Genomic DNA, 13,983 nt, shown 5'->3' on the forward strand with positions numbered 1-13,983 from the left:
TACAGCTATTGCCTTACATATACTGCAGATTTATCCCGTACGGCGATACCGATAACACTGAAGATGATAAATCCGAATCCGAGCACGACAAACATACCAGCATTCCAGCCGTATTGCATCAAAGCACCACCGACATTTGGCCCTGCGATGCTTCCTATATTAAAATGAAAGGATGCGATCACATTGGCCGCAGGCAGCAGAAGCTTAGGAAGTATATCGGCTGAATAAGCAAGACCGAGCGAGAAAAATGAACCTATCATTCCTCCTGCAAGCAATAGCAATACAAGAATGAGCGCAATGGAGGTTCCGGCCAATGGAACCATCATGAACGCCAGGCCGCCGATAATTCCGGATATAATCAGGATTCTTTTTCTGCCGAAACGATCACTGAGCATGCCAAGCGGTAGCTGAAGCACCAGCCCGCCGATTCCGATGCATGGCAGGAGAAATGCAATTTGCTGTTCGCTGAGCCCTACGCGCAGGCCGTAGACAGGAAAATTGCTGTTGATGCCCGCTTCCATATATCCGTACAGAAGAGCCGGGATGAGAGCGTACCAGGCCAGCGCGTAGCTGCGGCGGAATCTTTTCTCCGGACGATCTTCTTTATTGACTTTTTCCGGTCTGAGATCCGGAAGTTTTATCAGTACCAGCAGCAAGGAGAGCAGGATCAGCACAGCAAGAGCTATAAAAGGTACGCTGTAGCCAAAATCGAGAAGTGGTATACCCAGCGGACCCAAACTGAAGCCCAGTCCATAGGACATGCCATATATCGAAATGTTTCTTCCTCTGTTCTCCTCCGGTGTAACCAGCAGTACCCAAAGCTGGGCAGCATAATGCACTGCACTGTCCCCGATACCGACAAGCAGACGAAGAATAAACCAGAATTTCACATCCGGAAAGATCGGAAATAAAATAACGGAAACCAGTACGAGAGCAAGCCCAAAACTGACAAGCTTCTTAAAGCCTAATGCTCCCAGCGTACGTTCCGCCACGAGTGTCATGGCGAAGGAGCCGACATACAGCGCGGCTGCGTTAAGTCCGTTCATCGCCGATGATACGCCCATTTTTTCCAAGAAAATAGATAATACGGGCAACAAAAGCCCTTGGCTAACCCCTACAGCTACAATTACGATGAGTAATATGACATAATGAAAAGACAAGCTGCGGTTCATGCTGTTTGATTGTGACACTTTGAAAAATCCTCCTTCGATAGATCAGGGCAAACTTACTTGAACAATTATAGTAGACAACCCGATACTCAACAAGCCATAATGAAGGAGATGCACTGATTTCATAGGAGGTTATCGGTTTCATGAACTATGAAGTGAAAGTTGACGTTTCACCCATATACGAACTGCTTGGCAGTTTTATGGTATATACTTCCAAGAAGTGGGTCCGCAATCTGGATATTGGACCTGAATGGATCAGTGAGGTAAGCAGCAAGCTAGCCCCGGAAGTCTCGGCGGCACTTTCCAAGGCCGCAGCTTGGCCGTTTGACGACTACGATGTTCTCTACGCCTGGGCTATTCATCGGAATAACGGCGATTCTGTCATCAGCTTCCTCGAATGCTTGCAGGAAACACCTGAAGAAGTGCTGCTTGCGGCGGCATCCCCATATTTACCGAATCTCACCTTGGAAGAAACAAGGCGCATCAGGGAACAATATACTCCACTGTTAGAGATTTGGTATGAGAATTATTTTAAGGATGTTGAAGCAGGAATTATCCCGCTCATCGAAGAGGATGCCAAGGAAAAAGGGATGCTCCTTACCAAAATGGACCCCATGAGCCTGATCGAGTACGCCTCCGGCGGATTGGTAATCGAGAACGTTCCTGAGGTTCAGACGATCGTTCTTTTTCCGACAGTCCATAATAGGCCTATCAATGCGTATTGCTACTATAAAAAAATGATGCTGGTACAGTATCCCGTAGATGTCCCGGAAGAAGATGAGGACGAGCCCCCAACCTGCCTGCTGCGGATGACTCATGCACTATCCGATCCCAAGAGGCTTCGTCTGCTCCGTTATGTGGCGGAGAAACCTCATTCCCTCGATGAAATGGTTCGGGATCTAGACCAACCGGAAGAATCGCTCAAACATCACTTGATGATCCTGAGGGTGGCAGGATTGCTGCGGATTCATCTCGGAGCTGAAGAAAAGGAAAAATTCAGTATTCGTCCGGACGGTGCGTCGGAGCTCCAGATGTTTCTGGAATCTTACATGCGTCTATAAGGAGTGAAGCTTGTTGAATAACACATCAAGACAACATATTTTATTTGATTTGGATGACACACTGATCTATTGCAACAAATACTTTGGCATTGTTCTCGGAGAATTTTTTGAAATGCTTCATCACTGGCTTGGAGATCAGCAAATTTCAACCGATGAAATCAGCCAGAAACAGATCGAAATCGATGTCGCCCAGGTCAGCCGCACCGGCTTCAGCAGCGGAAACTTTCCTAAATCTCTGATTGAAACGTACCGCTTTTTTTGCCGAAAGCTGAATCGCCCGATTCATTTGGAAGAAGAGCAGCAGTTGAACAAGCTGGGCCTGAGCGTATACGAGCAGGAAGTTGAGCCGTACCCCGGCATGGTGGAAACACTGGAAACCCTGCAACAGGAAGGCCATCACTTGTATCTCTACACAGGCGGAGATAGTGCGATACAGCAGCGTAAAATTGATCAGATGAAGCTCAGCACCTATTTTGATGACCGGATCTTTATTACGCAGCATAAAAATGAATCCACGTTGGAGCAGATTTTGCGTAAAGGTTCGTTTGACCGGTCCGTGACCTGGATGATCGGAAATTCACTGCGGACGGATGTTGTACCCGCGCTTACCGCCGGGCTGCAAAGCATCTATGTCAAACAGTCCAATGAATGGGCGTATAATATGGTCGAGCTACAGCAGGAGCCTGGAAGCACGTTATACACGGTTTCCTCCATCGAGGAAGTACCGAATATCATCGATATCAAAATTAAGCAGGAACAAAAACAACGGACCCTCAATTAAGGGACCGTTGTTTTTTGTTTCATATCCGGTTATTCTACGATTGAATCCCGATCAGTCCGGTTTCGGCGTCAAGAAGTACCAAGTGACCCTGCCGCTCCTGTCCTTTATCCTCCAGCATGAAAACTCTTGATGTTTTACCGCTGCCTGCCAAGGATGCAATATCCTCCGGCTCAAGGGAGATGCCGAACTGAGCCTTCCAAATGACAAACTTGCAGCCCGTTTTGTAATGAGAGCAGCCGTACCCGCGCCGGCCCATAATCAATGCGCCTTGGCAGCCCGCTCTCGGACATGGTGCAATCCCTGCTGTGGTAGTACGCGGTACGGGAGGCGCTTGCTCCGGGGAGTCATTCTGAGCGCTATCGGTTGCAGCTACAGAGGCTGATTTTTTCGCAGATGTTCTTTTGGATGTGCTCGCCTTTGCGGATGCCTTTTCCTCCCCTGCTTTTGTCGTTGTTTTCTTACGTGTCCGAGTCGACTTGGCTTCCTCTGAGGGCTTGTCCTCGAAGGACTCTTTGGCGACCCGTGGCTGTACCTTGACTTTGCTGATAACCATCGTTGCGAATTTTTTGACGTTCGCCATGAATACTTCATCGGAAGCAGAGCCTTTGGCAATTTCATTAAGCCTGCGCTCCCACTGACCCGTCATTTCAGGAGATGTCAGGAGATCGACCCCCGCTCCGCGGATGACCTCAATGGCCATTTTCCCCTTTTGGGTAATCACGATGCGTTTGCCTTTCATCACCATGTATCCAACCTGCTTGAGACGTTCAATGATGGCTGCTCGTGTTGCCGGTGTTCCAAGCCCGGAATCCTTCATGGCATCCCGCAGCTCCTCATCCTCAATCTGCTTGCCCGCACTTTCCATAGCTTTTAGAAGCGTACCTTCGGTGTATGGCTTGGGAGGCTGGGTTTCTTTTTCCTTCGCCTCGCTGCTGATGCAAGTAACCCCTTCGCCTCCGTTTAACTGAAACGGAGTGGTTACTTCCTCGTCGCCTTGCGTTTCATCCTCGTCCTCTTTATCCTTTTTGGCACGGGATTTCTTGGCGTCTTTCTTCTGGTCTGCATAGATCACCTTCCAGCCTTCCGAGAGCAATTGCTTGATCGTGGTCTTAAATTCTTCCTTTTCCACTTCCGTCATAATCGTATGCACCTTGTATTCAGCGGGCGGAAAAAAATGAGACAAAAAGCGCCGCACGATCAAATCATAGATCTTCGCTTCGTCCGGTGCCAGGTTCCGCGCCATTTTATTGGTCGGCAGGATCGCATGGTGGTCCTCGACCTTGGACGGATTGCAGACTGATTTATTGTTTTTATGCACATACTTCTTCTCCGCTTGCTCGGCAAACTTCGCGTAATCCGTGCTGCGCAGCTGATCCAATGACTTATACATCTGCGGAATATTTTGCTCTGTCACATAGTTCGATGTCGTTCTCGGATAACTGATCACCTTGTGCTTTTCATACAAAGCTTGGGCAAGATCCAGGGTCTTTTTGGCGGAAAAGCTGTACTTGGCGTTGGCCTCACGCTGAAGCAGTGTTAAATCATACAGCTTGAACGGATATTCCTTCGTATCCTTCACATCATAGTTCTGGATCACGCCTTCCTTCCCCTGAACTTTGGCTGCAATGGCCTTCGCTTTCTCTTCATCCTGAATCCGTTCACCCTGCCAGAGGCCCTTATATTCGGAATCCCCTTGTTTAAACATGGCTTCTACGTCATAGAACTTGGCGGAGTTAAAAGCATCAATCTCCTTCTGCCGGTCATACACCAGTGCAAGAACTGGGGTCTGAACACGTCCAACGGACAACAGCACATTGTGCTTGGTCGTGAAGGCGCGGGAGCCGTTCATGCCGATCAGCCAGTCCGCTTCGCTTCTCGCTCTTGCCGCTTTGGACAGGTTTTCATATTCACTGCCGTCTTTCAGCTCATCGAATCCCTTTTTTATCGTTTCCGGCGTCAAATCCGAGATCCAGAGACGTTTTACCGGCTGTCTCATTTTCAGATGCTGCTGGATCAACGAAAAGATATGCTGTCCTTCGCGCCCGGCGTCACAGGCATTAATCAGCTGATCGCTCCGCTTGGCGAGCTCGGCTATCACCTTCAGCTGGTCCTTCGTTTTAGGGTTGGGCTTCAGTTTGAAATGGTCGGGGATGATCGGCAGGTCATTGATATTCCATTTTTTATATTTATCATCATACGCGTCCGGCTCGGCCAAACCGATCAAGTGTCCAATCGCCCATGTGATGATGTAATTCTCCCCTTCGATGTAGGTACGGGCATTCTTGGCTTTTGGTTCAATGACCGCCGCGATGTTTCGCCCCATATCCGGTTTTTCAGCAATCACTAATGTTTTCAAAAGTACCGTCTCTCCTCAAGTGGACCTTCAGTTTCCCATGAAAATAACCCCGAAAAGCGAAGCATTTGCTTCGGGTACTTATTACAAATGCTTTAGCGGGGGGCTCCAATGATAAAAGCTTTTATGAAAGCAAAAGGCCGAGAAAAGGAAGCTTCTCCCGACCATGGTTTATTTGTGTTCAATAGACTCAAGATTATGTAAATCTTCGGATTTTGATTTTGAATCCTCAAAATATGATAGCATACATCGGGTATGGTTTCAATGAATACACATGTTTAAAACATGAAATGAGGCGTCCCTTGAGCCAAAAAAAGACCTCCCTTTTGAATCAGGAAGTCTTTTCTTATGCATATTTTTTACTGATTTATACGAGTACAGTCGAACCCATTAAATATTTATCTACTTCGCGAGCAGCTTGACGTCCTTCATTAATTGCCCAAACAACCAGACTTTGACCGCGGCGCATATCGCCAGCAGCAAATACTTTTTCCACGTTCGTCTGATACTTGCCGTAAGGGGCTTTCACGTTGGATCTGAGATCCGTTTCCAGGCCCATCTGATTCACGATCGTTTGCTCTGGACCGTCGAAACCGATGGCGATCAAGGCCATTTGCGCATTGAACACTTTTTCCGTACCTGGAATCGGTTGATAGATTTTACGTCCGGTTTCATCAACGATCCGTTTGATCTGTACGGTGTGAAGCTCTTTAAGGTTACCTTCCTCATCGCCAACAAATTTGGTGGTCATGATGGAGAACTCACGCGGGTCCTTGCCATACAACGCCTTTGCTTCTTCCTGGGCATAATCCAGCGTATATACGTTCGGGAACTGCGGCCAAGGATTGTTGATTGTATCACGTTCAAGCGGCGCTATTTCATGTGTACCGAACTGTGTCACGCTGCTGCAGCCATGACGAAGAGCAGTAGCCACGCAGTCAGATCCGGTGTCGCCGCCACCGATAACGATGACGTCCTTGCCTTCTGCCGAAATATATTGTCCATCCGCCAGTCCGGAATCCAGCAGGCTTTTGATGGTTCCGTTCAAATACGTCATTGCGTAATGAACGCCTTTCAGAGCGCTGCCCTCAATGTTGAACTCACGAGGCTTTGTAGCACCGCCGCACAATACAACGGCATCGTAATCATCCACAAGCTGCTGGGAAGAAATATCTTTGCCGATTTCGGTATTGGTTATAAAGCGGACGCCTTCAGCAGCAAGGAGATCCACACGGCGCTGTACCACGGCTTTATCCAGCTTCATGGACGGAATGCCGTACATCAGCAATCCTCCGATCCGGTCCGCACGCTCATATACGGTAACACTGTGGCCGGCTTTGTTCAGCTGGGCTGCGGCTGCAAGACCTGCGGGACCGGAACCGACAATAGCAACATTCTTGCCTGTACGTTTTTCCGGTGGATTTGGAACTACCCATCCTTCTTCAAAGCCCTTATCAATAATGGCTTGTTCAATGGTTTTGATGGTAACGGGCTGGTCGATCAAGCCTACAGTACAAGACCCTTCACATGGAGCTGGGCAAATACGGCCCGTAAACTCCGGAAAGTTATTCGTTTTGTGAAGCCGTTCCAGCGCTTCCTTCCAAAGTCCTCGGTAAATCAGATTATTCCATTCTGGTATCAGATTGTTCACCGGGCAGCCTGAGGTTCCTCCTGCCATGTCCATTCCCGTATGACAATAAGGTGTACCGCAATCCATGCAGCGCGCCCCTTGCGTACGCAGCTCTTCTTCGGACATATGCTTGTGGAATTCTTCCCAATCTTTTATTCGTTCAGTCGGATCGCGGTCAGCCGGCAGCTGACGGCTGTATTCCATAAATCCTGTTGGTGTAGACATGACGTGTTCCCCCATCCGTTCTTTTCCTGATGATTCTATATATCTTCCAAATAACTGCACGATGATATTTCAATTATAGTAGCATCTAAATCTTTGAATATTAAATGGATTATCCGAATAATTATTTGTATTATTTAACATACCGTTCACATTCGGATGGAAACTATTCTCAGATACTAACGCCGAATATACGTGCAAAAGCGGTAATCATAAGGATTTTTTTCGTCGCGGATTCCTTGTACTTCCTGAACACATTTCCATTCGGATTCATTGATTTCCGGAAAGAAGGTATCTCCCTCAAAGGATTCATCAATTTCCGTAACCAGAAGGCAATCGGCATAAGGAAGGAGCACGCGGTAAATCTCCGAGCCGCCGATCACCATCAATTCCTCTTCGATCCCGAGCTCAAGCGCTTCATCTATCGTATGAATGATCTGGGCTCCTGGTGCCGTATACTCATGGTCGCGCGTCAGAATAATGTTGGTACGTCCGGGCAGCGGTTTACCTCCGAAGGATTCCCAGGTTTTTCGCCCCATAAGCACCTTTTTGCCCATAGTCTGCTCTTTAAAAAAAGCCATGTCCCGCGGCAATCGCCAAGGAAGCTTATTATCGCGGCCAATGACTCTGCTTTCTCCCATCGCCCAAATAAACGTCATACTCATAAGAATGGACCTCCTTAGTATAGGTATTCATACGATTCGTAGCTTAAACGGCAACAGGTGCTTTTATACCCGGATGATGCTTATAATTAACGAATTCAAAGTCTTCAAATGTATAATCGAAAATAGAGTCAGGCTTGCGTTTAATCACGAGTTCAGGAAGCTCATGCGGCTCGCGTTCAAGCTGAGTCTTGACCTGTTCCAGATGATTTGAATAAATATGCACGTCTCCGCCCGACCAAATGAATTCTCCGGGCTCTAGTCCGCACTGCTGCGCTACCATATGCGTCAACAAGGCGTAGCTTGCTATGTTAAACGGAAGACCCAGGAAGGTATCCACAGACCGCATAGTGAGCATACAGGATAGTTTGCCCCCTGCTACATAGAATTGGAACACAAAGTGGCATGGAGGTAGCTTCATTTGCTCAATTTCCGCCACATTCCATGCGCTAACGATATGTCTGCGTGAATCCGGATTGTTTTTGATCGATTCGATCACGTTGGCAAACTGATCAATATGTGTACCGTCCGGCGAAGCCCAGTTACGCCACTGAGAACCGTATACCGGACCCAAATCACCATTTTCATCGGCCCATTCATCCCAAATCGTCACGCCGTTTTCCTTCAGATAACGAATATTCGTCTCGCCGCTTAGAAACCACAACAGCTCATGCACCACGGATTTAATGTGTATACGCTTGGTTGTCAATAGAGGAAAACCCTTCGCAAGATCAAATCTCAGCTGTCTACCAAAAACAGATATCGTCCCCGTACCCGTCCGGTCTTCTTTTGGCGTTCCATTTTCCATAATATCCTCAAGTAACTCCAAGTAATTGCGCACGTTTCGTCCACCCTTTCGCGTTTCCGTTTCTTTCTATTTTTATAAGAAAAACGTCCATCGACGTACTATCACAGATGACAGACCGCTATTAGATGTAGTTTTTCTTGCGATTATAGAATGGTTCAGCTTCGCTGAAAACTTATAAATTCTATAATCTTAAAATAAACAAAATTCTTTTTACTAGTTTACCATGCGGCAAAGCGCTGAGGAATAGTAAAATTAAACCTTAGTCTTCTGGATATAAAAAAGCAAGAGCCTTACTAACGCAAGGCTCTTGCTTCAAATCTAGTATGTTATAACGTAATTATCTGCGTGGTGCGATCACGTGAATTGGATTGCCAAGCGCAAGCTCAGCAGTTTCCATTACGATTTCACCAAGTGTTGGATGCGCATGGATCGTCAAAGAAATATCCTCGAGGGTAGCGCCCATTTCGATCGCAAGACCGAGCTCAGAGATCAGGTTGGAAGCTTCGAGACCCGCGATGTGGCAACCAAGAACCAGTTGAGTTTCTTCATCATAAACCAGTTTAACGAAACCGTCAGGGTTGTTCAGAGACAACGCACGGCCGTTACCGGCAAATGGGAACTTCGCAGTTTTGGCTTTATAGCCTTTTTCTTTCGCTTCTTTTTCGGAGTATCCTACGCTTGCGCACTCAGGATCTACGAATGCAACGGCAGGAACCACTTTGTAATCCACAACGGATGGATGACCGGAAATAGCTTCTGCAGCCACTTTACCTTCGTAAGAAGCTTTGTGTGCCAGTGCAGGACCAGCAACAACGTCGCCGATTGCGAAGATATTCGGTTTGTTGGTACGACCTTGATGGTCGACTTTAATCAAACCGCGGTCGGTCATTTCGATGCCAACCAGATCCAAACCGAGGTCGCCGTCAGTGTTAGGACGACGTCCAACAGTTACCAGCAGGTAATCTGCAGTAACTTCTTTAGCTTCGCCGTTCACTGTATATTTAACTGTTACGTCTTTATCGGTTTGCTCAGCACTTTCAGCCTTAGCGTTAGTGATGATTTCAACACCAGTTTTGTTCATGCTCTTTACGACCATTTTGGTCATGTCTGGATCAAATCCGTTCAGGATGGTATCCATACCTTCCAGGATCGTAACCTTCGTACCGAATTTGGAGAACATTTGACCCAGCTCGGCACCGATGTAGCCGCCGCCGATTACGATGAGGCTCTTCGGAAGTTCATTCAGGCTCAGCGCTTCTGTCGAAGACATGATGCGTCCGCCAAATGGGAATGCTTTGAGCTCAATTGGACGGGAACCTGTTGCAATGATGCAATGCTTGAAACGGTAGCGTGGAGATTCATGTTCGTTGAAGCAACGCGCTTCATTTTCGCTGATGAACATACATTCGCCATTGAATACTTCAACTTTGTTGCCTTTCAGAAGACCAGCAACGCCGCCAGTCAGCTTTTTAACAACGCTGTTTTTGAATTCTTGAGTTTTAGAGAAATCAACTTTTACATTTTCAACAGTTACGCCGAATGCTTCGCCATGCTTTGCAGACTCATATTGGTGAGCAGCAGCGATCAGGGCTTTGGAAGGAATACAGCCGCGGTTCAAGCACACGCCGCCGACTTCGGATTTGTCCACGATCAGAACTTTTTGACCCAGCTGTGCAGCACGGATTGCTGCAACATAACCGCCAGGGCCAGCTCCAATTACTAATGTATCGATATCGAGAGAAGCGTCACCTACTACCATATCTTACACCTCCATAACCAACAGCTCAGGATTGCTGAGCAGTGATTTAATGTAATTCATAAAGTGTTGTGCAGTTGCGCCATCGATGATGCGATGGTCGAAGCTCAGGGATAGTGCCATCACAGGAGCCGCTACGATTTCACCGTTCTTAACAACAGGTTTTTCGGAAATACGTCCAGTACCAAGGATTGCAACTTCAGGGAAGTTGATAATCGGAGTAAAGAACATACCGCCAGCAGAACCGATGTTAGTAATGGAAATCGTGCTACCTTTCATTTCGCTAGGAGTCAGCTTGCCATCACGGCCGCGTGCTGCCAAGTCACGAATGCTATCAGCGATCATCCAGACGCTCTTACGGTCAGCATCCTTGATAACCGGTACGATCAGACCGTTGTCTGTATCTGTAGCGATACCGATGTTGTAGTACTTTTTGTACACGATCTCGTTGTTTTCCTCGTCGATCATGGCATTCAAAGCAGGGAATTGGCGGGAAGCCGCAACCAAAGCTTTGACGATGAATGGCAAGTAAGTAATCTTAGTGCCTTTTTTCTCGGCGATTGGTTTCATGCGTGTACGAAATGCCACCAGTTCGGTAACGTCCACTTCATCCATGATCGTAACATGTGGTGCTGTGTAAGCAGACTTAACCATAGCATTGGAGATCGCTTTACGGATACCTTTGAACGGTACGCGTTCTTCTTCGGCACGAGTATCCACTGCTGCTGCCGCGGATGCCGCAGGAGCTGCTTTGGCTTCGCTCTTCTCAGCAGCTGGTGCAGCTGCTTGGCCGCCGCCGTTTTTGAATGCTTCAACGTCTTCTTTAGTTACTTTGCCGTTGGAGCCAGTTCCGTTCACTTGAGCGATGTCAACACCTTGCTCACGCGCAAATTTGCGTACACTTGGTGTAGCCAATACTTCTTTACTTGGAGCTGCAGGTGCAGCTTCTGGGCTGCTTTGTGCAGGAGAGGAAGTTGTGTCTGCTCCGCCTTGCGCTGCTTCAGCTTCCGGGGAACCATGATCTGCAGCAGGAGCTTCCTGTTCTGGAACTTCGCCTTCCGCATCAATAATAGCAACGACTTCGCCTACGCGGCACACTTGTCCGTCCTTTGTCAGAACTTCCTGCACTGTACCGTTGACTGGGCAAGGAACTTCTACAACCGCCTTGTCGTTTTGCACTTCCATAATGATGTCGTCGTCTGTTACTTTATCACCTGGTTTGATATGCATTTTGATAATTTCGCCTTCATGCAAACCTTCGCCCAGTTCTGGGAACCGATATTCAAATTTTGCCACCTTTACTACCTCCTATTAACTGCTTTTCTTAGAATTCCATAACCTTGTTGACTGCAGCAATGATGCGAGCCGGTGTAGGAAGCCATGTATCTTCAATTTGCGCAAATGGATAAACAGTGTCTGGTCCCGCTACGCGGAGAACAGGTGCTTCCAGATGCAAAATGGCCTTCTCGTTGATTTGAGCAATGACTTCTGCGGCTACGCCGGAAGTTTTTTGTGCTTCCTGAACCACAATTGCACGGTTCGTTTTCTTGACGGAAGCCACGAGGGTATCGATATCCAAAGGATTCAGCGTACGCAGGTCAATCACTTCAGCTTTAATGCCTTTTGTTTTCTCCAGCTCATCAGCAGCTTTCGTTGCTGTGTGAACCATCATGCCGTAAGCGATGATCGTTACGTCAGAGCCTTCACGAACAACATTGGCTTTACCAATCTCAACTGTGTAGTCCTCTTCAGGAACCTCAGCACGGAATGCATGGTACAAGTTCAAGTGCTCCATGAAGAATACTGGGTCGTTATCGCGGATTGCTGCGATCAAAAGACCTTTTGCATCATATGGGTTCGAAGGCACTACCACTTTAATACCTGGAGTCTGCACAGCCAAACCTTCCAAAGAGTCTGTGTGCAATTCAGCTGCTTTTACGCCGCCGCCAAAAGGTGTACGGAACACGATTGGAGCATTGTAGCGGCCGCCGGAACGGTAACGCATGCGGGCTGCCTGAACAAACATTTGGTCAAGAGCTTCATAAATAAATCCAACGAACTGGATTTCGGCAACTGGACGGAAACCTTGGATACCGAGACCAACTGCAAGACCGCCAATTGCGGACTCAGCCAGCGGAGTATCGAAGATACGCTCTTCGCCGAATTCTTTTTGCAGGCCTTCCGTTGCACGGAACACACCGCCGACATTACCTACGTCTTCACCAAATACAACGACGTTAGGGTCACGTTTCATTTCCACGCGCATTGCGTCGCGGATCGCTTCTTTCATATTCATTTGTGCCATTGCTTCTTTTCCTCCTTAAACATTCACTGTTCACGTTGCAATTACATCAAACGCATCTATAGAATTATTGGAAGTCAGCTTTTTGCTCTTCCAGATGTTTTGGTGTTGTTTCGAACATGCTATCGATCAGACCTGGAACCGTCATTTTTTCGGTTTGTTCGGCTTTTTTGATCTGTTCGTTAACTTTCGCTTTGGCTTCTTCTTTCACGCGTGCTGTGTCTTCTTCAGTCCACAAGCCTTTTTTCTCGAGATATTTAGCCATGCGGGAAATCGGATCCTTCTCGTTCCACTCGCCTTCTTCATCCTTCGTACGGTACTTGGTCGCATCGTCAGACAAGGAGTGCGGACGGAAACGGTAGGTCACAGCTTCGATCAAAGTTGCGCCTTCGCCTTTGCGCGCAAGCTCTGCAGCTTCCTGAACAGCACTAATGACAGCAAGCACGTCCATTCCGTCGATTTTCACACCGCGGATACCGGCTGCTACTGCTTTGTGAGCAATAGACAGTGCTGCTGTTTGTTTTGCGAAAGGAGTTGTGATGGCATAGCCGTTATTTTGCACAAAGAAAATGACTGGCAGTTTGAAACGTCCAGCGTAGTTCAAACCTTCGTAGAAGTCACCTTCCGAAGAACCGCCGTCACCAGTATATGTGATCGCAACTTGTTTTTGTTTTTTCAGTTTGAAGCCCATAGCAATACCCATCGCATGCAAAATTTGCGCACCGATGATGATTTGCGGCATCAAAACGTTGACTCCCTCAGGAATCTGTCCACCATGCTGGTGTCCACGGGAATACAGGAATGCTTGGTAGAGAGGCAATCCATGCCATACGATTTGCGGCATGTCACGGTAGCCCGGACAAACGAAATCTTCTTTTTCCAGAGCGAATTCACTGCCGACCATTGTTGCTTCCTGTCCGGATACCGGAGCATAGAAACCAAGACGGCCTTGACGGCCAAGGTTAACGGCACGGTCATCCCAAGTACGGGTAAATACCATACGGTACATAATTTCTTTTAATTGATCATCAGAAAGGTTAGGCATTTTATCTTTGTTAATGATTTCACCTTCAGGAGAGAGCACGGAAAGCGCTTCGACTTCCTCGGTATACACTTCATAAGGCACCTTGCTCATTATCTTCACCTCAACAAAAAAATTTGAATATCATGTGTTGCTGTTATAGAATTATTATACACCTGTTTTATTCGTTTCGTCAAAGCCATCGCGGAAAAATTTCG

Annotated in this window: 11 protein-coding genes; 2 read left to right on the top strand and 9 right to left on the bottom strand. The window is 47.5% G+C overall.

The window, feature by feature from the left end; all coding sequences use genetic code 11:
• Positions 1-5 precede the first annotated feature (5 nt).
• A complete protein-coding gene (locus MUG84_RS12290; protein WP_244725483.1) occupies positions 6-1,172 on the bottom strand; it encodes an MFS transporter in 1,167 nt (388 codons plus the stop codon).
• Between the two features lie 140 nt (positions 1,173-1,312).
• Between MUG84_RS12290 and MUG84_RS12295 the strand changes: the two genes are divergently transcribed.
• Positions 1,313-2,230, top strand: coding sequence for an ArsR/SmtB family transcription factor (locus MUG84_RS12295; RefSeq protein WP_244725304.1), 918 nt, complete (start codon positions 1,313-1,315; stop codon positions 2,228-2,230).
• Positions 2,231-2,243: 13 nt separating this feature from the next.
• The gene (locus MUG84_RS12300; RefSeq protein ID WP_244725305.1) at positions 2,244-3,011 is read left to right on the top strand and encodes an HAD family hydrolase; all 768 of its coding nucleotides are present in this window, start codon (positions 2,244-2,246) and stop codon (positions 3,009-3,011) included.
• Between the two features lie 34 nt (positions 3,012-3,045).
• On the opposite strand, the gene MUG84_RS12305 is transcribed toward MUG84_RS12300, so the two are convergent.
• The 8 genes from MUG84_RS12305 to pdhA form a co-directional block, all read right to left on the bottom strand.
• Positions 3,046-5,367 (bottom strand): DNA topoisomerase 3, encoded by a 2,322-nt coding sequence (locus tag MUG84_RS12305; RefSeq protein ID WP_244725306.1) that lies wholly within the window; start codon positions 5,365-5,367, stop codon positions 3,046-3,048.
• 364 nt (positions 5,368-5,731) lie between these two features.
• Positions 5,732-7,219, bottom strand: coding sequence for a glutamate synthase subunit beta (locus MUG84_RS12310; protein ID WP_244725307.1), 1,488 nt, complete (start codon positions 7,217-7,219; stop codon positions 5,732-5,734).
• A gap of 176 nt (positions 7,220-7,395) precedes the next feature.
• The gene (locus MUG84_RS12315; protein WP_244725308.1) at positions 7,396-7,881 is read right to left on the bottom strand and encodes a dihydrofolate reductase; all 486 of its coding nucleotides are present in this window, start codon (positions 7,879-7,881) and stop codon (positions 7,396-7,398) included.
• Between the two features lie 43 nt (positions 7,882-7,924).
• Complete coding sequence (gene thyA, locus MUG84_RS12320) at positions 7,925-8,719, bottom strand: thymidylate synthase (protein ID WP_244725309.1); 795 nt, start codon at positions 8,717-8,719, stop codon at positions 7,925-7,927.
• Between the two features lie 304 nt (positions 8,720-9,023).
• A complete protein-coding gene (lpdA, locus tag MUG84_RS12325; protein ID WP_244725310.1) occupies positions 9,024-10,445 on the bottom strand; it encodes a dihydrolipoyl dehydrogenase in 1,422 nt (473 codons plus the stop codon).
• Between the two features lie 3 nt (positions 10,446-10,448).
• On the bottom strand, positions 10,449-11,738 hold the full coding sequence (locus tag MUG84_RS12330) for a dihydrolipoamide acetyltransferase family protein (protein WP_244725311.1): 1,290 nt from the start codon (positions 11,736-11,738) through the stop codon (positions 10,449-10,451).
• 28 nt (positions 11,739-11,766) lie between these two features.
• Positions 11,767-12,747 (bottom strand): alpha-ketoacid dehydrogenase subunit beta, encoded by a 981-nt coding sequence (locus MUG84_RS12335; protein ID WP_244725312.1) that lies wholly within the window; start codon positions 12,745-12,747, stop codon positions 11,767-11,769.
• A gap of 64 nt (positions 12,748-12,811) precedes the next feature.
• The gene (pdhA, locus tag MUG84_RS12340) at positions 12,812-13,879 is read right to left on the bottom strand and encodes a pyruvate dehydrogenase (acetyl-transferring) E1 component subunit alpha (protein ID WP_244725313.1); all 1,068 of its coding nucleotides are present in this window, start codon (positions 13,877-13,879) and stop codon (positions 12,812-12,814) included.
• Positions 13,880-13,983: the final 104 nt, after the last annotated feature.

It is taken from the genome of Paenibacillus mangrovi, assembly GCF_022898935.1.
GTDB lineage: Bacteria > Bacillota > Bacilli > Paenibacillales > Paenibacillaceae > Paenibacillus_AQ > Paenibacillus_AQ mangrovi.